This is a genomic window from Perlabentimonas gracilis (assembly GCF_011174675.1).
Lineage (GTDB): Bacteria > Bacteroidota > Bacteroidia > Bacteroidales > Tenuifilaceae > Perlabentimonas > Perlabentimonas gracilis.
Genome location: NZ_JAANIG010000011.1, coordinates 86,928 through 108,656, shown reverse-complemented (window position 1 = coordinate 108,656; position 21,729 = coordinate 86,928). Strand labels below are relative to the sequence as shown.

Annotated in this window: 17 protein-coding genes; 10 read left to right on the top strand and 7 right to left on the bottom strand. The window is 43.2% G+C overall.

Annotated elements, in window-relative coordinates; translation table 11 throughout:
* Positions 1 to 51: 51 nt before the first annotated feature.
* Positions 52 to 741, top strand: coding sequence for a hypothetical protein (locus G8O23_RS07165; RefSeq protein WP_166363226.1), 690 nt, complete (start codon positions 52 to 54; stop codon positions 739 to 741).
* 20 nt (positions 742 to 761) lie between these two features.
* On the opposite strand, the gene G8O23_RS07160 is transcribed toward G8O23_RS07165, so the two are convergent.
* The 3 genes from G8O23_RS07160 to G8O23_RS07150 are packed head-to-tail and all read right to left on the bottom strand — an operon-like array spanning position 762 to position 4,719.
* Positions 762 to 1,685: a lysylphosphatidylglycerol synthase domain-containing protein gene (locus tag G8O23_RS07160; RefSeq protein ID WP_166363224.1), complete on the bottom strand. Its 924-nt coding sequence runs from the start codon at positions 1,683 to 1,685 to the stop codon at positions 762 to 764.
* Between the two features lie 3 nt (positions 1,686 to 1,688).
* On the bottom strand, positions 1,689 to 2,636 hold the full coding sequence (locus G8O23_RS07155; RefSeq protein ID WP_166363222.1) for a glycosyltransferase family 2 protein: 948 nt from the start codon (positions 2,634 to 2,636) through the stop codon (positions 1,689 to 1,691).
* 1 nt (position 2,637) lies between these two features.
* Positions 2,638 to 4,719 carry an ArnT family glycosyltransferase gene (locus tag G8O23_RS07150; protein WP_166363220.1) on the bottom strand — a complete coding sequence of 694 codons (2,082 nt, stop codon included), beginning with the start codon at positions 4,717 to 4,719 and terminating at the stop codon, positions 2,638 to 2,640.
* 90 nt (positions 4,720 to 4,809) lie between these two features.
* On the opposite strand from G8O23_RS07150, the gene G8O23_RS07145 reads away from it, so the two are divergent.
* Entirely contained in the window at positions 4,810 to 5,745 is a 936-nt protein-coding gene (locus G8O23_RS07145) for a glycosyltransferase family 2 protein (protein WP_166363218.1), read from the top strand.
* A 2-nt stretch (positions 5,746 to 5,747) separates the two neighbouring features.
* Here the strand turns inward: G8O23_RS07145 and G8O23_RS07140 are convergent, their stop codons facing one another.
* Complete coding sequence (locus G8O23_RS07140) at positions 5,748 to 7,379, bottom strand: hypothetical protein (RefSeq protein WP_166363216.1); 1,632 nt, start codon at positions 7,377 to 7,379, stop codon at positions 5,748 to 5,750.
* Positions 7,363 to 9,231 carry a hypothetical protein gene (locus G8O23_RS07135; RefSeq protein WP_166363214.1) on the bottom strand — a complete coding sequence of 623 codons (1,869 nt, stop codon included), beginning with the start codon at positions 9,229 to 9,231 and terminating at the stop codon, positions 7,363 to 7,365. The genes G8O23_RS07140 and G8O23_RS07135 overlap by 17 nt, the downstream gene beginning before the upstream one ends.
* Before the next feature lie 196 nt (positions 9,232 to 9,427).
* Between G8O23_RS07135 and G8O23_RS07130 the strand changes: the two genes are divergently transcribed.
* The 3 genes from G8O23_RS07130 to G8O23_RS07120 all read left to right on the top strand — a co-directional run bounded on the left by G8O23_RS07130 (position 9,428) and on the right by G8O23_RS07120 (position 15,808).
* Positions 9,428 to 12,652, top strand: coding sequence for a SpoIIE family protein phosphatase (locus G8O23_RS07130; RefSeq protein WP_166363212.1), 3,225 nt, complete (start codon positions 9,428 to 9,430; stop codon positions 12,650 to 12,652).
* A gap of 265 nt (positions 12,653 to 12,917) precedes the next feature.
* Complete coding sequence (locus tag G8O23_RS07125; RefSeq protein ID WP_166363210.1) at positions 12,918 to 15,308, top strand: hypothetical protein; 2,391 nt, start codon at positions 12,918 to 12,920, stop codon at positions 15,306 to 15,308.
* 62 nt (positions 15,309 to 15,370) lie between these two features.
* The gene (locus G8O23_RS07120) at positions 15,371 to 15,808 is read left to right on the top strand and encodes a T9SS type A sorting domain-containing protein (protein WP_166363208.1); all 438 of its coding nucleotides are present in this window, start codon (positions 15,371 to 15,373) and stop codon (positions 15,806 to 15,808) included.
* 82 nt (positions 15,809 to 15,890) lie between these two features.
* On the opposite strand, the gene pssA is transcribed toward G8O23_RS07120, so the two are convergent.
* Entirely contained in the window at positions 15,891 to 16,631 is a 741-nt protein-coding gene (gene pssA / locus G8O23_RS07115; RefSeq protein WP_166363206.1) for a CDP-diacylglycerol--serine O-phosphatidyltransferase, read from the bottom strand.
* A gap of 142 nt (positions 16,632 to 16,773) precedes the next feature.
* Between pssA and G8O23_RS07110 the strand changes: the two genes are divergently transcribed.
* From G8O23_RS07110 to G8O23_RS07100, 3 genes are read left to right on the top strand one after another with little or no spacing between them, the layout of a single operon-like run.
* Positions 16,774 to 17,082, top strand: coding sequence for a nucleotidyltransferase domain-containing protein (locus G8O23_RS07110; protein ID WP_166363204.1), 309 nt, complete (start codon positions 16,774 to 16,776; stop codon positions 17,080 to 17,082).
* Positions 17,079 to 17,474: a HEPN domain-containing protein gene (locus G8O23_RS07105; protein WP_166363202.1), complete on the top strand. Its 396-nt coding sequence runs from the start codon at positions 17,079 to 17,081 to the stop codon at positions 17,472 to 17,474. The genes G8O23_RS07110 and G8O23_RS07105 overlap by 4 nt, the downstream gene beginning before the upstream one ends.
* Positions 17,474 to 18,553: a putative type IX sorting system protein PorV2 gene (locus G8O23_RS07100; protein WP_166363200.1), complete on the top strand. Its 1,080-nt coding sequence runs from the start codon at positions 17,474 to 17,476 to the stop codon at positions 18,551 to 18,553. Before G8O23_RS07105 ends, G8O23_RS07100 begins: the two co-directional genes overlap by 1 nt.
* Here the strand turns inward: G8O23_RS07100 and G8O23_RS07095 are convergent.
* Positions 18,531 to 19,295, bottom strand: a complete 765-nt coding sequence (locus G8O23_RS07095) for a carboxypeptidase-like regulatory domain-containing protein (RefSeq protein ID WP_166363198.1) — start codon at positions 19,293 to 19,295, stop codon at positions 18,531 to 18,533. The genes G8O23_RS07100 and G8O23_RS07095 overlap by 23 nt on opposite strands.
* A 448-nt stretch (positions 19,296 to 19,743) precedes the next feature.
* Here G8O23_RS07095 and G8O23_RS07090 point away from each other — a divergent pair, with 448 nt between their 5' ends.
* On the top strand, positions 19,744 to 20,328 hold the full coding sequence (locus G8O23_RS07090) for a TetR/AcrR family transcriptional regulator (protein WP_166363196.1): 585 nt from the start codon (positions 19,744 to 19,746) through the stop codon (positions 20,326 to 20,328).
* Positions 20,329 to 20,346: 18 nt separating this feature from the next.
* Positions 20,347 to 21,714 carry a TolC family protein gene (locus G8O23_RS07085; protein ID WP_166363194.1) on the top strand — a complete coding sequence of 456 codons (1,368 nt, stop codon included), beginning with the start codon at positions 20,347 to 20,349 and terminating at the stop codon, positions 21,712 to 21,714.
* Positions 21,715 to 21,729 lie beyond the last annotated feature (15 nt).

The window sequence follows — 21,729 nt, the reverse complement described above, 5'->3', positions numbered from 1 at the left end:
AACACAAAAAATCTATAATTTAGCAACCAAAACACAACAAAACTAAAAACCATGGCTAATTCTGTTATCGACCTAAAAAAAGAACAGCAGGTTACGCTAAATACCCCAAGGTACAAGTATAGCCTAATGGCAAAAATATTTTTTGCTGGGATGGATCTTGCCGCAGGCAGAAAGGATGACCTACCCAAAGCGAAGCTGCTAGAAATTTTGGCAAGTATTCCCTATAGGATCTGGGAAATTAGGCACTATATGAAGCTAACCCGTAAGTATAGGAATATTGAGAAGGTGGAGAAATTCCAGAGCGTGGTTGACTGGGGCCGAAGCGCACAGGATAACGAGTACACCCATCTTTTAGTTATTCATGAGAAGATGAAGGAGGATGGCATTAAGGATAAGTGGTACTTAAATCCGTTTATAACATTCTTTATTGTGCTTACCTACGTTTTAATAGCAAGGCTTATGGCCTGCTTTAGCCAAAAAAGAGCCTTCCTATTTAACGCCGAGTTTGAGAATCACGCCGAGGGTGTTTACGCCCAGCTGGTAGTTGATAACCCACAGTGGGAAGATCAAAAGCTAACCAACGCGTTGGTAAAAAGCTACGCCGATGTTGAAACCTGGGCCGATGTGTTTAGGCGAATCAGCCTCGATGAGCGCGACCATATGAACCACAGCTTCGAGTTCTGTGGGAAGCCAGAACTAGTTCAAAAGTACGAGGGCATGCCAGAGAGCTATACCGTTTAAATTAGATTATGAACAGAGTACTATAAAGGGGGAGCATCAGCGTTCCCCTTTTTTTGTAGGGTTTGCTTTTGCGATACATTAACGGATAAGCCCAATAAAAAGATAAAAACTTCGCCCGACAAAAACCAAAGCCTTGCGGCAATGGATATGGTTGCGGCTACATCTATTGGAGTACCCAAAGCGGTTAGCCCAACCACCATAAGCCCTTCCCTAACGCCTAGCCCTCCGGGTACAATTATGGCCAGCAGACCAAGGGTTACCGATAATGGAAATGCAAAGGCCACAAAAGGAGAAATATCTGCAATAATGGACTTGGTAAAAAACCAAAACCCCGCACTCCAAAGCACCCAGTATATTGCAACGCTACCAGCAAGTGCTATTATTTCCTTTGCCGAAATTCTGGGGATATCAAACTCATGCTTAGTAATCTTTTTGTAGGCCAACGCTACCAGTCGACGGAACCAATCGGATAAATTAAAAACGGTTAGCCCAAGGAATAGGGTAAATACGATAAGCAACAGCTCCCAATTCCCATTTTGAAAAAGCAGGAAAAATGAACCCAGGGCTAAGCCAAGCCAAATGTATACCAGCTGCTCCTTTAGCGATGCATACGATGCTGTTTTAAGCGAAACCCCTTCCGATGATACTTTCGATGCCCTACCCAACACTACCCAAACCTTGCCGGGAATAAACTTGGCAAACACCGATAGTCCGTGCGACACCACTGCTTTAACTCCACTAACTGGCATATTATGCAGCACCAAGCATTTTCGCCATGCCAAAGCCGAAGCAATAAAGCCTATCCAAAGAAGAATGCACGAAAGGCTCAAATACCAATAGTTAAAACGTATCCCTTTTAGGTCGACATAGTTGTACCGAAAAAGATAAACCACAAGGAATATCAGGGAGAGGTATATGAGGATATTGAAGAACCACTTGCGCATGGGCTACCGTAGGTGTTTATTGCTGTCCATATCGAACCACATGGCGAATAGGATAAACTGCACGCCCATAATTACGGCAAACATCCAAGCCAGAAAGTTTACCTTAGGGATATGGTCGTACTCAATCCAGTAGTAAATATATCTTATAAATAACGGTATGCTAAGCAGCTGCAATAAAAAACCGAAGAAGTAGAAAAATACAAGCGGGTGAAAATCGCGGATAATGTACTTTTCGCGTAGGCGGTAGAAAAATCGTTTTATCAAAAGCCATGAGATGGTGAAGACCACCTTCCGAACCCGCATAGTGCTTTTTTCGCCCACGTTGTAAATGGGCTGGGTTATCACATCGCGAACGCGAAAGTTGAAGATGTTGAGAAGAATAAGCACATCGTTGGGGTTACCATAACGCTTGTACATCTTGTCCCAATTCACCGTTTGCAGCGCCTGTTTGCCAATGGCCGAGAAACCGCTTTGCGAGTCGGCAATATGCCAGTAGCCCGAGGCAATTTTGGTTAGTAACGAAAGGATAGCATTACCATAGAATCTAACCTTAGGGATTTTTTCGTAGGCCTCACCCGAGAATAGCCGGTTGGCCTTGGTGTAATCAACCTCGCCCATGGCAATGGGTACAACTAATCGTTCAATGTCGTTGGCATCCATTTGACCATCGCCATCCATACGCACCGCAATGTCAATATTATTCTCAATGGCCCACTTATAACCTGTGGCCAGCGCTCCTCCGCACCCTAAGTTTTTACTGTTTTGCAGCAAAACAAGTCGCTTGTTATCGTTGCTAAGGTTTCTAACAACCTCGGCGGTGTTGTCCTTGCTGGCGTCGTCAACCACTACAATGTGATCTACAAATGTGGGAATGCCCGAAATTACTGAGGCAATATTCTTGGCCTCATTGTAGCTGGGAATTACTATGGCAACTAGCTTATTCTGATACATGCTAACGTGAGGTTACAAAATGAGTATTTTGGGTTATCACAATCTCCAAATCGTCGAAATATGCAGGCTGGTCATGCGGATTCCAAACGTAAACCACAAGATGCTTCTCATTAAAATCGGAAGATATGGGTATTGAGGTGGATATCAACTCCCAACCCGTTTCGGGATCTACTTCACCCGTTCCTTTAGATTGATAAAATTTTGATGATCGTTTACCCGACACAACGAGCTCGCCCACTTTATCCTTAGAGTTTCGCCACACGCTTATGTCTACTATAGTATTTTGTTGCACTGGAATCTCAATAGTAAATCCAAAGGGATTGCTACTATCAACAAGTAACGACTGGCTGCCCGATAACGAAAAATCATCGACCAGATTTTTCTCCCCCTTTGCAAAGTATGATGGATTGCTTGTTGCGAGTAAATTATTTTGGCTTACGGTTTCAGCATTGCAGCTTATGCGGAGAACTGTATCTATCCTTTGGGTTAAAACTTTGGGATGAAGCACCCCATCGATTCTATAAACCCGAAGACTACTCAGCTCGCCTATGGGTTGGTTTAAGAATGGTTTTATGTAGGGACGCTCCTGGATGGTTTGGCTGTAATTGGACACAAAAAGGAACTTAGCCCCTCCCTCAATCTTCTTGGCAAGCGAAAGGCTATCCACTGCCTGGTCGCCATACAAAGTCCACCCCTTACGGTTTAGCAGATAAAGTGTATAATCGGGCGTTCGGTCGGGAATGCTAATGATCTTATCGTCGGGCTCAATGCCCAAATCACCAATATAACTTGCTGCATTCCGAATATCGGCAAACTGCCGATGCTCGTAATTCATCCAACCCTTGTACCTTAGCCGCTGCTTCATGTACGTGTATTGTGTACCGTAAATGGCAAGTGCAATGAGTATAAGTAAAAAATAGCGCGAGCTAAAAACGCGGGGGAATCTCTTGCTAATAACATCAAGGGCTGTTAGCGTAAGGAAGATTGGGAAAATGTAGAGATTAATGAAGTAGTAATCGTGATCGAAAAAGGCGGCAAACCAAATAGCGATGTAGAGTGATGTCCCAATAAATGTGAACGCCGTTATTGCAAGCAAAAACCGATTGGCATACCTATAGTAATAGCCAACCAGCGCAAGGCAAACTATCAGTAAAAATAGCATTGGCTTATTGAATAGATGAGGCAGCCACAGCTCGTTTACCTGACGAATAATATCGGCAAAACCGCAGTTACAGCATGAGCTAACGTTCCAAATGGGGCAGGTGCGCATTGAGAAGTACTTGGTGCAATGCTCAGCATTATATTGCCAAGCCCAAACATACCAAGCAACAACAATCCCAAATGTTACCACAAAGGGAACCAACGAACTCCATCGATGCTTAAATATAGGTTTGCCGTTCTCCCCCAGCCTAGCTCCCAGCAGCTCGAGAAACCATACTCCTGCCAACGCAAAAAAGCTTATCAACGCTGTAACCTTAAGCAATCCACCCAGCATAAAAAAGATGGCCGCTAGCCAAAGGGAACTTTTCTGGTTATGCTTTTGCCGCCGAGCAAAAAACATCCAGCCAATAAGTACAAGCATCAAAGCAGGCGCATCGGGCAAAAAGCTATTGCCGTAGAACACAATAACCGGTGATATTAGAATAATTGCTGCCCCTAGAAAAGAAATAATCTTTGACTCGAGATATGACAAAAAAAACCGATAGGTTGCCCAAAACCCAAGCGATACAATTATAGACCAGACTAAACGATAAACCCAATGGCTGGGGCCAAATATCTTATAAAAAGCAGCAACAGTGTAGTAAAGATATGGGCTCTCCGAGGTGGCGTAGCCAGTGGTATGACCATCGGCGTGTAGGTTGTGAATTTGAGGTTTAAAGAAATCCATACCATGCTGGTAGTAATTTAGGGCCAGCGAGGCACAGTCGGACTGCCGCCACAGATGGGTTGATTGCGGTGGCTGATTTAGCTGGGCTACATAGCCAAAAACCACCAGCAGCAACATGAACGAAATAAACGAGAAAAGTTTATGTCTCTTTCCAATAAACACTAACCAAGGGAATGGGTCACCCGATTTGAACATACATTTTATTTTGAAAACAAATATAGACAATATTTGAAATGGTGAGGTTTTTAGCAATCTTTGTAAAACCATTGACCCAAACATATTGCCATGGGCTACACGTTTTCAGTAATTGTCTCGGTATACAACGAAGAGCCGGTAATCCCATTGTTTTGGGATGAACTATCTAATACGCTACAGCAACTAAAAGGCTACACCTTCGAGGTTATCTTCGTAAATGATGGCAGCAGCGATAAGTCGGCCGAACTGATTGACCACATTGTAAACGCCAATAAGAATACCAAGGCCATTCACTTTAGCAAGAATTTTGGTCATGAGGCCGCCATGCTAGCTGGCCTTGAGAATGCTCAGGGCGATTTTGTAATATGTATGGACTCCGACCTACAGCATCCGCCCAGCTGCATTGAGCAAATGGTTGGCAAAGCCAGCGAGGGATACGAGGTGGTAACTATGGTTAGGAACCACAGGGCCGATGGCGGGCTCCGCAAACGACTCACCTCGGGCCTTTTTTACTGGATCTTCAATAAGCTATCGCACGGACAAATTGAGCCCAACGTATCGGACTTTTTTATGATCTCGAAACGGGTGGCAGGTGTGGTAACATCCAAATACCCAGAGAGAACTCGCTTCCTCCGTGGCCTAATACAATCGGTTGGATTTAAAAAGACATCCATTCCGTTTGTTGCCCCAAACAGGGCTGCTGGGCAAAGCAAGTATTCGCTAACGCGGTTATTCTTCTTCTCGCTCTCGGCCATTGCCACCTTCTCCCATATCCCGCTAAGGCTTGGCCTTGCCATTGGTTTGCTGTTTGGCGGGTTTAGCTTTATAGTCGCCATCTACTCCGTGGTGATGAAATTTTTGGGCGAGCCATTCTCGGGCTACACCACCATTGTGGTACTTATTAGCCTTGGGTTTTCGCTACTGTTTATAGTTATTGGAATAATTGGCGAGTACATTGGCTACATTTTTAACGAGGTAAAAGGACGGCCAACCTACATCATCGATCGTATTAACGAGCAGAAGTAACGCTATTCAACAGGGCTAGGCAGCTGCGTTTGGGGATCGAACTCAAACTCGCGAACTTTCCATATCTCGAGGTTAGCCTCGGGGTATTTTTTTACCAGCAATGGCGACCCGAGAATGTTAGCAACCCGAGTAGAGTCGAAACCATTCATAACAATCATTTCGAAACGAGGATTGCCGTGCTCCCCTTTGCCACCCTTGTAATACCAGTTTTTGTTGGTAACGTGATACCAAATCCGAAGGTTTGGGTGAACATGGTATATCCTAGCGCCCTCCTTTGATAGCATGGTTGATGATTTGGCACTCCAGTATTCCGAAATACCATACTTAACACCCGTTTCCCGCACAAAATCATCAATGGCCTCAACCCTTTTGGGGTAATACGAGATGACCGTTTTAAGCGAATAACTCTCAGCATTTAATATCCATAGTGCGAATCCTAAAACCGTAGCACCAACCACCAACGAATAGGATATGGTTGCTATATACTTTTTATTGCTGATGAGTAAAAAAACGATATACCCAACGCAAAGCACTGCCAAATAATATGCATGGATATTAAACCTAAGAATGGCTGGGCTTACATAGCTGCCGTTGAGTATTGGCGTTAACCAAACAATGGGAATATTTGCCCAAACAAAAAGGGCGAAAGCATGATCAGTCGAAAAACGGAAGGAGCCATCTGTTTTCCTTGATTTGACAATAAGGCGAGCCAAACCAAACACCCTTACTGTAAGGAATCCAAAAACCAAAATGGAAATAATTACCACCCAACCGCTAACATGACCTTTTGTGATAAATCTCATGGTTTGCTCACCTGCCACCTGAAACGATGAGGACACATTGCTAAAGTTGAACATCTTCCAACCAGTGTCAATAAAGTGCACATATCCCATGTTCCTAACCACATCGAAGAGCACCAAGCCTAAAACTGACGAAACCAGCACAGTAACAACAGTAAGGAATAAAACCCGAACCTTAGCTCGAGAAAATGCAAAAGCTAGCCATAGTAAAAGTGGGAATACAAAGGTTGGAATAAACAGCTTATCATTATAAGTTGCGACGAGCACAACAAGCCCCAAAGCAATAGTTAATGGTTTTGAATATCGATTTAGTATCTTCAACGACAGCAACAAGGCAAGCAAGGCCATAACAAAAGCGCCGATATGGTAGCTTAAGCTGAATAGGTAAAAGGTAAATATAAAATCGCCAGAGATAAGGGTTGATAATGGGAATAGAATTAAAAACAAATTCGATATAGCTAGATGATGGAATGTAATCATTTTATCGACCTGTAACAGGATGGCGTTGAAAAGCAATGCAATTAGCACCACCTGAACAAGGCTAAAAACCAGATAGGCTAACCTTACGTTGGAGAATACTGAATTAATTAAGGAAAAAATAAAGAAATCGGGGAAAAAATTGGGTGCTGCATTAAGGTTCCAGCCCTTAAAACCGCTCCCATCAACAAATACATCGCGAAAAATGGAGGCCAAGTAAAACGTATCGGAATTGAAGTAAACCGAAACTTGCTGAGGTGTTAAACTGGCAAAGGCTAGCACAGAAAAAACAGCCAACAAAACTAAACTCGTAATCCAGACTATGTATGGAGAGTTCTTTTCAATTGCTTTCATCATACTGATCTGCAGTCATCCGTTTTACCGAATAGTCATCAAAGTAAGCCGTTTCACGCTTGGGGCTCCAAACGTATACCACAAGCAAGCTATCGGGATAATCCTTGGGAACTACCAGTGTGTATACCAGCTGATCCCAGTCGCCCTCGGAGCTAATCTTGCGATCGGTTTTTTTGTAAAAATTATTAGCATCCTGTGCCGAAATGATTAGCGCAGCCTCACGCGACGATTTGGAGTGTCGCCAAATTTCGAACTCCAGCTGATCGCCAGGCTTTACGCTTATCCTATGGTTTAGGGCAAATGGGGTATTGCTGTTAACTTCAACAGAATGGTTGCCCGATCGGGAGTACCTACTGGTTTGCTGCTTCGCATTGTGTAATTCAAGCAAACCATCAATCGACAGAAATTGTGTCCCTGTTGCATCTATAGTTTCCATATCGCATACTGCTGCGTTGGCAACAATAGTGCTGGGCTTTTTCTCGGGGATATAAATGCCCTTGCGCGCGAGTTCATAATCCAATCGCTGCAGGTATCTATCGAGATTGGGATGTTTTGTAGATCGAAAGAACGATTTCCAGTACGCCTCCTTGGTCATCGAATCCCAATGTATTACCCCAGAGTAGTACTGGATATTCATAAATAGGCCCTGAGCAGTGAATAGTAATATGGTAGTAACGGTAGCAATTCGCTTCCAAAGTTTTCCCGAAGATACCCCAGCATCAATAAAAGCGGTCAAAGGAAAAGCCAAAATTGCATACGACTCAATTAGTGCTCGCTGACCAAAACCGCCACCATACCACCAGTTCCACCACGAAAATACCACATACAAATTCGCCACTAGGAACAACGTTATCGGGGTAAAATACTCCCTATGCTTTCGAAATGTTTGAACCAAACCGATAATAGCGAAAACCATTATAGGCGTGTAAACAAACCAGCCCTTACGGTAGCTAAATAATCCGCTTAAAAACTGAGGGTTACTCCAAAAGAATTTAGCATCGTCGCCGTAGGAGTAGTAAAACCAATCCCCCGTAAGCCATTTCCAGTAAACCAGCTGCGGCGCCCAAACCAGCAAGGCGCAAAGGCCAATAACAAGCACATACTTCCATCTTTTTATAAAGAAAAGAATGCGCTCGCCAATACCTTTGAAAGTTGTTATGCCATAAAATCCGAAAACAAGCAGTACCACAATATTTGTAGGACGAATAAGAACGATTAGCCCCGAGAGCAAGCCAACCAATACGGTTTTTCGAAGGGTTGGCTTTGCCCACCATTTTATGGTAAGATATAACAGTGCAGCAAATAGCGCAAAGCTAAAGCCATGCGACATTGCTCCCTCGGTATTTGAGTAATGAAACAAGTTGGTACCAAGTCCAACACCCGCCAAAGCAAGTGCAGAGGCAATCTCAGAGAAATGCTTAAGTAAGATTCTTCGCAATAGAACCAACCCCAGTAGCAAATATGGGAGAACCGAAAATTGCATCATCACAAGATAGGGTAAAGAGTACCCATCGGCCTCATAACCACCCAGCAATGCCCACACATGGGCAATAAAGAAAAAGGGTAGATACAAAAAAGCCATCCCCATACTGGTAACAACAACCTTTGCCCCATTGGGCGCTGTGCCGGGCCAGTAGTTTTTAATGTATTTATCGGGATCAGCCTTTGTAAACTCAAGCGATAAATCGCCATGAATAAATGCAGCAGGCAAATATGCGTAGTACGACTTAACATCCCACTGAATTATTCGGTCTTCCCACGTCCACATCTTTCGCTGTATATTTGCAAATATGGAGGTTAGAATTACAACTGCAATTACAACTCGAGTAAGCGTTAAGCGTTTACATAAATTCATATTCAATTATTTCTACTTCGGTTTACCCACAAAAATAGTTAACTAAAACTTATTACAATGGCAGCAAAACCATATTTCAACGGCAAACCAACCATTAAATCAATTAGCTTGGACATAAAGTGCAACTATTTAGAAACGCAACCGATGCAATAATGCAAAAAAATGCTTAAAATTGTATTATAATTCTTTTATTGAAATGAAAAGCTATATCCCTAGAAAAGTATTTTCAGTCGTAACTGTTGCTATACTTAGTTGCCAGCTAGCAATATCGCAGGTAAACCCTATGGGTATTCCCATACTTCAAAACTATTCGCATAAAACTTACAATGCCTCGGAGGCTAATTGGTCAATAACGCAAGACGAGCGAGGGGTAATGTATTTTGGTAACTCCGAATATATTCTAGAATACGATGGAAGAAACTGGAACAGAATAAACGTTCCAGGGCAAACGTATATCTTTTCGCTTGCCACAGGCTCCGATGGCGTAATATACGTTGGTGGAACCGACGACTTTGGCCGCCTCACATCTGATGATCAGGGACAAATCATGTACGAATCGCTTAGGCCACTTGTGGGCGATAGCATTGGTGTTAATAGGGTTTGGAAAACATATGCATTCGATGATAAGATATTTTTCTGCACCCTTCCACGAATATTTGTTTACAATATCAACAGCAACAGCATTAGCAGCATTATTTTGCCCGAGAACAGCTTTTGGAGCTTTCAGGTTAACGATAAACTTTACGTTGACAATTATGAAAGTGGGCTACACGTGCTTGAGGATAATGAGTTAAAACTGATTAAAGGAGGAAAACAATTTGCCCAAAACGATATCTTTTCCATCCTACCGTGGAGTACCAATACACTTCTTGTAGCCAGCGCTGGCGAGGGGTTGTCGCTTCTTAATACCGAATCGGGCGAAACATCTAAATTCAACTTCAACTCCAGAGCACAGCAAACGCTGAGCATTCTTGTTGATAAGCTAATTTATGCAGGAATTGTGGTTGACGATAATCACTTTGCCTTTGCAACTCGTCTCGATGGATTATATGTAATAAATCGAAACGGCGAAATTGTTACCCATATAAATAAGGAGACGGGGTTACCCACCGAAATCGTAACCAACCTTTTCCATTCTTCAATACAACCGGGTGTAATATGGCTTTCACTAATAAATGGTTTATCTGCAGTTAATATTGGGTCGCCCATACGTTACTTTTCCGATGAGTTGGGACTAAAGGGAACCGTATACAATATGCTTTGGTACGACAATAGGTACTACGCCTCAACAATGTATGGTGTTTCATTGCTTGAACAGAACTACAGCAAGACCTCCCAATTTGTTCAGGTTGAGGGTATTTTTGGCGAAGAGGTATACTCTATGATTAACTACAAGCATAACAACCAGAGCAAACTTATTGCCGCTAGCGTACGCGATATATACGAGATTAAAGGTAAAAAAGCATACCCGTTTAACCTTGGAATTGAAACATACCAGCTGCTGCAATCCAAAGTAAAACCCGAGGTAATTTATGTGGCATCCTCACGCGGAATACGCAAGCTTAGCCAACAGGGTAATCGGTTTATCCTCGACCCCGACGTATTTGCATTGGCCGACACAACGGTTACAAGAATTGTTGAGGACACCAGCGGAAACCTTTGGTGCAACACGCTATCGGGAGCCAAATTTGTAAGCAGCAATGGAAAAACTATGCCGCTGCCAAATCTAGCCGCCCAGCTTAACGGCGATTTCATTACATTTCAGAATAAAATACATTTTGTTGCTAATGGGGAAGTATACCAGCTCAATGAGCAGGCTAACACCTTCTCCATATGTAGCATAAACAATCACTTCAAGCCCAATGATAGAGAAATTAAAAATTTCTTTACTCTCACCGATACCTCCGCACTGGTATCGTTCGAGCAGCAAAATGCTACGCTGGCTGCGCTAGCCTACAGAGCTGATAGTGACTGGCGAATTGACACTTGTGCCCTTAGAATGATCCCCTCAATGACAATTTCTTCGGGCTCAGCACATAACGAGTTGACATTTATTGGTGGGCAGGAAGGGCTGTATGTTCACAACCGAAGTACCGAGAAAGATTTCAGGAGAACTTTCAAAACGCTTATTCGGACGGTTAAGGTGGGATACGACTCAACCGTTTACAGAGGAGCAGGTGGACTTACCCTATTTAACGCCGATGCCAACAAGCTTTATTTCCACAGCCCCATTGCAAACAGATACAATAGCATCACCTTCACTTTTAGCACTCCCTACTTCGAGTCGGAGAGCGAAACGCTATACCAGTCGTACCTTGAGGGCTTCGACAAGGGTTGGTCAGCTTGGGAAGAGAAGGATTTCCGTAACTACACCAACCTTTCGGGCGGCACTTACCTGTTCCACGTAAGGTCAAAAAACATATACGGAGTTGTTAGCCAGGAGGCAATCTTCGAATTCAAAATCCTACCACCATGGTACCTAACATGGTGGGCATACCTCATATACATTGCTGGAGCCTTTATAATCATACGCCTAACCATAGCCTGGTATACCCGCAAGCTGCAGGAAGACAACCGCAAGCTCGAGGCCATTGTGAAGGAACGAACTGCCGAGGTTGTGGAGAAAAACAAGAAGATTGAGCAGCAGAATATCTCCATCACCGATTCCATTAGGTACGCTAAGCGTATACAAACCGCCGTGTTACCCGATAAGCAAACGTGCAAATTGTTCGACTACTTTATCTACTTTGCCCCTAAGGATATTGTAAGCGGCGATTTCTACTGGGTTCACCATTTCGAGAAGCAGAAAAGATTAATATTCATAGCTGCCGACTGTACTGGGCACGGTGTTCCAGGTGCATTCATGAGCATGCTGGGCACATCGTTCCTCAATGAGATTGTAGCCAAACTCGACATAAACCACTCCGACTCTATCCTCAACCTACTTCGCCAGTACGTTATAAACACCTTAAGCCAAGGGCTAAGAGAAGGCGACAGGGAGGAACGGAAGGATGGAATGGATATGGCTCTCGCATCCATCGACCTGAACACTATGAAGTTGGAGTTCTCTGGAGCCAACAACCCGCTTGTACTTATCAGAAATGGTGAGCTAACAGAGTACAAACCCGACAAGATGCCAATTGGGGCATACGTTAAGCAAGACATTCCTTTTCAGCGGACCGATATACAGCTACAACCTGGTGACACATTCTACATGTTTTCCGATGGTTACATCGATCAGTTTGGCGGAGCTAACGGCAGAAAATATATGAAGAAGAACTTCAAGGAATACCTGCTATCTATCCACCATCTACCAATGGAAGAGCAAAAAGAGATTCTGCGCAACGAGATGAACAGCTGGATGGAGGGTTACGAACAAATAGACGATCAAATTGTAATTGGTGTAAGGGCAAGTTTCTAATTTAAAAAACCGCTAAGGTTAATTGGTTAACCCCACACGTAAAAACTTACTAGAATATGACAACCCCGAAATCATATTCAACATAAAAGGCTACGTTTTCATTTTTTTAATAACCCAATTCAAAAATTCTTGGCAATTGGTTCTTTTTTTGATGTATATTTGATATTGCTTCAAACTGACAATAAAGATGCTACACAGTTCTTAAATCAGATAAAATACTAGCCAAACCCAAAAAAATTTAATTCTAACCTAACCTACAATTACTATGAAAAGAATCCTACTCACCTTACTCTTTTCGGGTTTGTGTACATTGGCAACCATGGCACAAGCTCCGTTGGGAATGAACTACCAGGCCGTAATACGCAATTCGACAGGCGAGGTTGTGGCCAACCAACAGATAGGGCTACAACTCAGCGTTCTGCAAGGAAGTTCTTCCGGCACCTCGGTTTACTCCGAAACATTCACCCCCACTACCAATGAATTTGGTCTTGTAAACGTAATACTGGGACAAGGCAAATCGAAAAGTGGCGACTACTCAGCAATCAACTGGTCTACTGCAAACTACTACCTAAAGGTTGGACTCGACCTGAACGGTGGAAGTAGCTACCAAACAATGGGCGTAACCCAGCTGCTCTCAGTACCATATGCCAACTTTGCCTTCTCTAGCAAAACCATTGAGGGCGATGGGGGCAACGCAACAATAAGCGGAACATTGCAAGTTGTATCCGATGGCACCAACAGCGAAGAGGTTCCCATTTTCCAAGTAAAAAACTCTAAGGGTGAAACCGTTTTTGCCGTTTACGAGAATGGCGTTGAGATTCTTATAGATGAAACTAGTGGCGCCAAAACTAAGGGCGCATTTGCCATTAGCGGCAAAACAACCACCAAGGGAACCCAGGAGATACTTACGGTAACCCCAGAGCTCACCCAAATTTATGTTGACGAACCCACCACCAAAACCAAGGGCGGTTTTGCCATCTCGGGCCGTACAACAACCAAAGAAGGTGAAGCAGATATATTAACTGTTACCCCAAGCCTAACCCAAGTATTTGTTGAGGAAACAACCACAAAGACCAAGGGCGGTTTTGCCATCTCGGGTCGAACCACAACAAAAAGCACTGGCACATACGATGTGTTTACCGTGGTTCCTGAGCGCACCGATGTGTACGTTAAGCCATCGCCTAGCAAAAACGCATTGCCCATAGGCTTTAGCGTTTCTGGGTTAGACTTTAATTATGAACCCACCGAGTTGTTCTCCATCTCGGAGCAAGGCACGTTTGTTGCCACCAACCTAGCCGTTGCCCCCAAAATGGGCACTTACATTGTTAAAAGCATTACCCAAACAACAGCCATTGCAGGGGGAAAACTCCTTGACAATGGTGGCACTTCCATTATTGCTACTGGTGTTGTATACTCCCAAAAAGGGCTCCGAGTTCCAACCTTAGACAACGTTGCTAATTTAACCAAGGCAGAAGGTGGAATTGTTCTGGCTGGCACATCAACGGACTTCAACAACCTTACCCTATCAATGCTAAAACCAGGAACAACTTATGTAGTAAGAGCCTTTGCCACTAATTCCGATATGCTTACTGGATATGGTGACGCCAAAGAATTCACCACAGATGCCCCCACTAAATTTACGGTTAGCGTGATTGACAATGACACAGAAAATCCGATATTAAACTCAACTGTAAGTTTATGGCCATCATTCGGTGGTGATCCAATACTTAGCGGGCCCAGCGGTACACATAACTTTAACATTGGAAACGGAACTTACAACTACATAATTGAGGCTCCTGGTTACTACGACCTAGAAATTAGCAACTATCTTGTTAATGAAGACAAGACTCAGGTTGAACGCCTTGACGCTACAAGCCTACCTAAAGTAAGCATCGTTGTACAAAACCAATATGGAGAACCAATTAGGTATACTGAAGTGATGGTAGGAGAAGACGTGTCATACACAAACATTAATGGTGTTGCCGTATTCTACCTTGAACCAGGCACGCGCCCCTACTCCGTAAACGTGCCCGAAGTGGGTTATGAAACTTACGAAGGAGGAGAACTTGTGGTAACCACCGAACTAACCCAAGTGTACAACGTAATCCTTACCGAGTTGCCCAAGATAGTCTTTAACATAAAAGACTCTCAAGGAAAACCAGTACTTCAAGGGGATGTAATACTATCTCGTATTGGCCATGAAGACATATGGGGCTACATTGACTATGATACACCTGGAAAAGCAACTTTATACGAGGTTCCTGCAGGACAATGGGAATACTCAATTTATTGCGAAGGCTTCAAAGAGACCACAGGAAAAATTGACGTTATTGAGGGGCAGAATCTATTTGTAAACGTAACACTTGAGCCACCTAAGAAGTTTACGGTTAAAGTTGTTGTAATTGATAATTTCTGGATAACTCCTATAGCTAATGCCGAAGTTAACCTTAACTCTGAAGAAACCAGCACTTATCTTGACCAGACTACAGACCAGTCGGGCATTACAACCTTTTACAATGTGCCAGAGGGTGAATACAACATCACCGTATACGAATCAGGGCATGACACCTATGATGAAATGATTACAATTGATGAAAACAATCCTGATTTCAATGGATTTGAGATTGTTATCAACGTATCTCTTTCCGGTGTGTAAAACAAAAAAACCACATTAGTATGCTTAAGCAAATAGTAATTATTTTACTCAGCCTATTAACAATGCCACATATAATTTGGGCGCAAGAGCTTCAAGCAGTGGTCTCTGGTGGTGCATACCACCAGGGCTCCGCTGGCTCCATCAGCTGGAGCCTTGGCGAGGTGGCTACGGAAACCCTAAAAGCTGGTGACTACATCATCACACAGGGATTCCAGCAAGGCAGGCTGGGGCTAACATCGGTAAAGGAAACCCCAAACCTTGATGTTACCATCTCGGCCTACCCAAACCCTACGCATGATTACATAAACATCGAAATTATTGGTGAGATCACCAATATGCACTATGCAGTATTCGATATAAATGGTCGGGCAGTAAAAAGTGGTGAAATTATCGAGAGCCCAACCCAAGTTCAGTTCAACGAAATGGGTTCTGCCATATACTTTATCCGCATTATGCAGAATGGGCAGGAATTAAAAACTCTGAGGGTGGTTAAAAATTAATATTCGGCCATCCAAGTCTACAAATAAGCGATGCAGGGATTGTCTCTGCATCGCTTATTTTTATAACAACATCATCTAAAACCTAACTCTCTGCGGAGGTTTTCCGCCATGTTAATACCGACAGCAGTATGTATATCAGCATAACAATAGACAATGAGGCCTGTCTGAAAAAAATAATGGTTGGTACTGACACAAAAAACAGAACTTGTTGCCGCCAAGTATCTTTATAATAACCTCGCTTAATCTTTAGCGAAAACATAGGAATTGGTGACACCAACAACGCCGACAGCACTAGTACCATAACGATTATTGCTACTGGCGAGTTGGTAAAATACCCAAACCAATCACTACGTGAACTGTTTAATCCAAGCACAATACCAACAATAAAAAGAGCATTGGCTGGGGTAGGCAGCCCAATAAACGAGGTGGTTTGCCGTGTATCGATATTAAATTTGGCCAAACGGAGCGCCGAGAAAAGAGCAATTAAAAAGGGTATAACAAGCAGAGCCTGCCCACCTGTAAAGCCACCTGCAGCACTATCACCCAAAGCATCTATTAAAAGATGAAAAACAATTACCGATGGCGCCACGCCAAAGCTAACCAAGTCGGAGAGCGAATCGAGTTCTTTACCCATAGGCGAGTATGCCTTGAGCAGGCGTGCCGAGAACCCATCGAGAAAATCGAAAACAGTAGCAATAATAATTAGGTATGCGGCCAACAGCAGACTACCCTCAAACGCTGAGACAATTGACAAACAACCAAGAAGAAGATTGGCTAGCGTAAGGGTATTGGGTATATGCTTTAGCGGATTGGGTAGGCTCATAGTATCGATGATTTAGTGCAATAATTAGGGCAAATGTAAGTTATTTGGAAGACAGATAATAAAAAGCGGGTCATCAAAACTGTTTTTCAACTCCTTTTTGCAATTATGTTGTAACTTTGAGCTAAGCTAATTTAGATGTGTTATGGATGCTATAAGCACGCTAGTTAAGGAAAAAGTTAAGGAAGTAATACCTTTTTCAAGAATACTACTTTTTGGCTCACGCGCCAGAAACGATGCTGACGAGCAAAGCGATTATGACTTACTAGTTGTAGTGCCAAACTCTATATCAATTCGTGAAAAAATCTCTGTCCGAACTTCCATTCGAAAAAAGTTACTCGCCAGTGGAATCCGCAGTGATATTTTGATACAAAGCGAGGAGGAGCTTAAAAGTAAAAAACAGATACCTGGGCATATTATTAAAATGATTATGCGCGAAGGGGTTACCTTATGAACCAAGATATAAAAGACTATATTGAAAAGTGGATTTTTAGGGCTAACGAGGATTTTGCAGTTTGCCAGCACCTTGCATCGGTTAACATTGAGCAATACTCAAGTACTATTTGCTTTCACGCTCATCAAGCAGTTGAGAAATATCTAAAAGCTTTCCTCACATATAAAGGTGTAGACTTTCCTAGAACTCACGATCTCGATTATCTTTTAGCCGAATGTTCCAGTGTTGACAACAATTCATTTAATGATATTGATCTTAAAGAACTATCCGAATTTGGTGTAATCATAAGATATCCAGATGACTTCTTCATCCCCAGCCATAGCGAAACTAATTACTTTGTTGAGTTAACACGACATTTAAAAGAAGTAGTTGAAAGGCTAATCTGCTTTTAATGAAAAGATTTCTCTCCATAACAGCTTTAATTCAACTTGTCTATGCCCTATCCTTTGCCCAAACAGCCAAGTACAGCAACGATTTTCTGAATATCGGTGTGGGGGCCAAATGGATGGCTATGGGCAACACGGGTGTGGCCACCAGCTCCGATGTGGAGGCGGCCTACTGGAACCCGGCAGGGCTTACAGGCATACAAAACACCTACGAGTTGGGCGCCTTGCACGCCAGCTACTTTGCCGGTATGGCCAGCTACAACCATATGGGCTTTGCTCATAAACCCGACACGCTATCGGCCCTTGCTTTTACTGCCATTCGCTTTGGGGTTGATGATATACCAAATACCACCGACCTAATTGATTCCGATGGTAACTTCAGCTACGATAGGCTAAAGCTATTCTCGGTGGCCGATTACGCCTTCCTCCTCTCCTACGCCCGCAGGCTACCCATCGAAGGGCTTACCGTTGGCGGCAACGCCAAAATAATATACCGCAATGTGGGTAAGTTTGCCAATGCCTGGGGATTTGGTGTTGATGTGGCTGCCCAGTACCAACGCAATGGGTGGCAATTCGGAGCAAACTTTAGGGATGTGAGCACAACTGTAAATATCTGGAGTTTCAATTCCGATGAGCTAGAGATAACCATTGGCGACAGCACCTTTAACCGTGCCCCCAACAATAGCCTCGAGATAACCCTACCACAGCTAACAGTGGGTGTTGCGCGCTCATTTGATATTACAAATGATATAAACCTAACCACAGAATTTAACGGTGTATTCTACTTCGATGGTCAGCGCAACACGCCGCTCACCACATCGTTTGCCAGCATTGAACCACGCGTAGGCATTGAGGTTGGATATATCGATTTGATATTCGTTAGGGCTGGAGTAAACAACCTACAACGGGTAACCGAGTTCGACGATAAAACTGCACTTATAGTGCAACCAAACCTAGGCCTTGGGATTCGATTTAGGGGGATATCTTTAGATTATGCCCTAACCAATGTGGGTAGGGTTGGGTTCTCGCGCTACTCAAATATTTTTAGCCTAAAATGGGAATTTAGTAGGATTGGGCAGCGATAACTTTCTTATACTCCTCAAGCTTTTCGAGCACAGCTTTGGCCACCTCGTATTCGGTTGAATTCTCAAGAAACCTATTTGAGAAATTACAAAACACCAAGAACTCAATAGCCTGTTCCTGCTGTAAGCCTGTTAGACGTTCTATTCCTTCTGCTGATATAATCTCATAAATAGGTCTCATTTTTTGATCACTCCTTATCTTTCGATTTATCTTTTTTCGCTGCTTCGAGTACCAATCCTCTCCAAAATATAGTGTTTTGCTCGCAATTTTAAGATACTGTACCTCATAGGGATATTGTACTGGCATTATAAGCGAGTCGGTATTCACATCGTTAATTACTTGGGTGAGTTTTTCAACTCGTTGCTCCTCTTCGGTTAAGGGGATTTCCCGAGTCGCCACATCCTTTATGAAGTTATAGTAAGATTTGTAACGAACTATAGCTACCGAGTCAATGGAATATGACTCGGGCTGTAGGTAAATAGCATAGACTTCACCTGCACCTTCAATATGCTCATCGCATTTAAAATGTAATCGTTGGTATCCAACTGCCGAAATAATTAGCGTATCTGCTCGCCCAGCAGAAACTCTAAACAATCCCTTCTCGTTCGATATTGTACCCTGCCCTTTAGCTAGTAACATAATATGGGCGTGGGGAACGGGTAGGTGCGTAACCGAGTCAAGTAGTTGAAAGGCTTTCCATCCTTCCTTATCATCGTTATGCTGTGAGTTTGCATAGCTTGCCAAAAGCAATAGGACTATTAAATATGCTGATTTCAACTTTTTTAATCAAATTTATACTACTGACCGACTAATAAATATAGATTTCTCGCTTCGCTCGAAATGACAGTACTTTCAAGATGTCTAAGGGGGTGAGGGGGTGAAGGCGGCTACGCCGCCTTCACCCCCTCACCCCATACAGCGTAACAGCCTGTCATTTCGAGCGAAGCGAGAAATCTATTACATTATTATCATTTTAAAAAAGACTTAGTCGGACACTAGTGTCAAACTTATAAATTAAACCCGCTACAACACCCCCCCATTAACTCTTGTTAACCAAACTATTATTAACAAAGCGCTTTTTAGCTATTATTCCAATATTAAAATCTTTGGTATTTTAAAACATTTTCACTTTTTATATGTTAATAGTGTAATTATTGTATTTATCTTTGTGTTATAAAAAACACAACTTGCAATGAGTAGCATTAAAACCAAGTACATACAAAAGGCGATACAAATCTTCAAGCAGGAAGGGTTAAAGCTTTCGCTCGACGACTTGGCAGTTAAAATGTCAATATCAAAAAAAACTTTATACAACCACTTTAGCTCAAAGGAGGATCTGCACTCGGCTTGTATGCGAAGCATGTTTTCGGAATTGAACCAGAAGATGGATGTGCTAACCGACCCGACAAAGAATGCAATTGAGTGTTTACGCGAAGGTTTCAAAGGGCTAAAGGCAGTTTTCATACAACTTTCGCCGCTTTTTATTCACGATATGCAACGGCTTTACCCCGATATGGTATACTCAAGCCACGCCTCCGATATCGATTTCTTTAAGCAAAGAATGATGGCAAACATTGAGAAAGGAATTGGTGAAGGCATTTACAATCGGCAGCTCGATGTTTCATTTATTAGCCAGTACATAAGCCATTCGGTATTTGGATTCTATTTCCACTCTGTACTTAGCAATAACGATTTTTCAACCTCTAACTATTTCGAAACCGTCCTTGAGTATCATCTCAAGGGGTTGGTCACCGATAAGGGACGATTACTTCTGTAACCAAAAACCATCCATATAATGCGAACCAAAATAGCTATCATACTATTCCTGAGTGTACTCGCCTCTTTGCAGGTTGAAGCTCAGGAAATATTCAACCTGCAAAGGTGTATCGACTATGCGCTGGAGAACAACAGTAACCTAAAGAAGTCGAAGCTTGAACTGGAAAAAAGCTTTGAGTCGCGCCGAGAGATTATGGGGAGCCTGCTGCCACAAATAAGTGGTTCGGGTAGCTTAAACTACAATCTGAAAAAAGCTCAGTTTGTAATGCCCAACTTTGTGAACGACATGCTGCCCCCCAACATGCAGGATCCCAATGCATCGAAATACATGACCATTGAGATGGGCACCAACTACTCGGCCGGAGTGGGCGCAACGCTTAACCAGCAAATACTCAACTTTACGCTTTTCAGTACGCTGGAAATTGCAAAAACTGCCGAAAGCATGGCCACACTAGGCATTGAGTCGAAGGAAGAGGAGGTTATAGCTCAAACCGCAAGCATTTTCTATGCGGTACAATCAACAGCTTACGCAGCTGAGCAGTTCAAGCAGAGCATCAAACTAATCGACAGGATGCTTGTAACCATGGAATCGAACTACCAGAATGGGCTTGTGAAAAAGGTTGATTTAGATAGGCTAAAGGTAAACCGTGTAAACCTTTCAACCCAGCAGAGCGCAATCGAAAATGCCATTGATATCCAAAAAAACCTACTCAAGCTGCAAATGGGGATGGATATTAACCAACCCATTGAGATTGAAGAAATAGACCTTGATGTCTTTGAGCAAAAGGTAGAAATGCCACAACTGCAAGGCTTTGAGCTAACACAGCTGATCCCCTTTCAGCTAATTCAGCAACAGCATAAAATTGGCTATCTGCAGGTAAAATCTGTTAAAAGCGAGCTGCTGCCCTCGCTTATGCTGGGAGTGAACTACCAGTACAACCTACTTGGCGACAAACTCTTTGGGAGCGACGACAGCTACTCCTACCCTACATCAGTAGTAGGGCTAAACCTTCGGATTCCGATTTTTGCTGGAATGTCGAAGAACGCCAAGCTGAAGGGCGCACAAATTGAGCTGATGAAGCTCAGAGAGGATGAGCAATCCGTTGGCCAGTCACTCACCATGGCCTACCAAAATGCACTGCTCAAGCTAAGCGATAGCAGGCAAACCATCGATGCCCAACGCCAGAATATGGAGCTGGCTGCTGAGGTTTTCCGAATTACCGAGGAGAATTACCAGCAGGGATTGGCCTCAATGTCCGATGTGCTCAACGCCAACTCGTCACTAATCCAATCGCAAATTAGCTACGCCGATGCACTAAGCAAGCATATGACCGCATACATCGAGCTGCGTAAGGCAAACGGCACAATTAAAAAACTTGTTAAATAGCCAAAACAACTACCG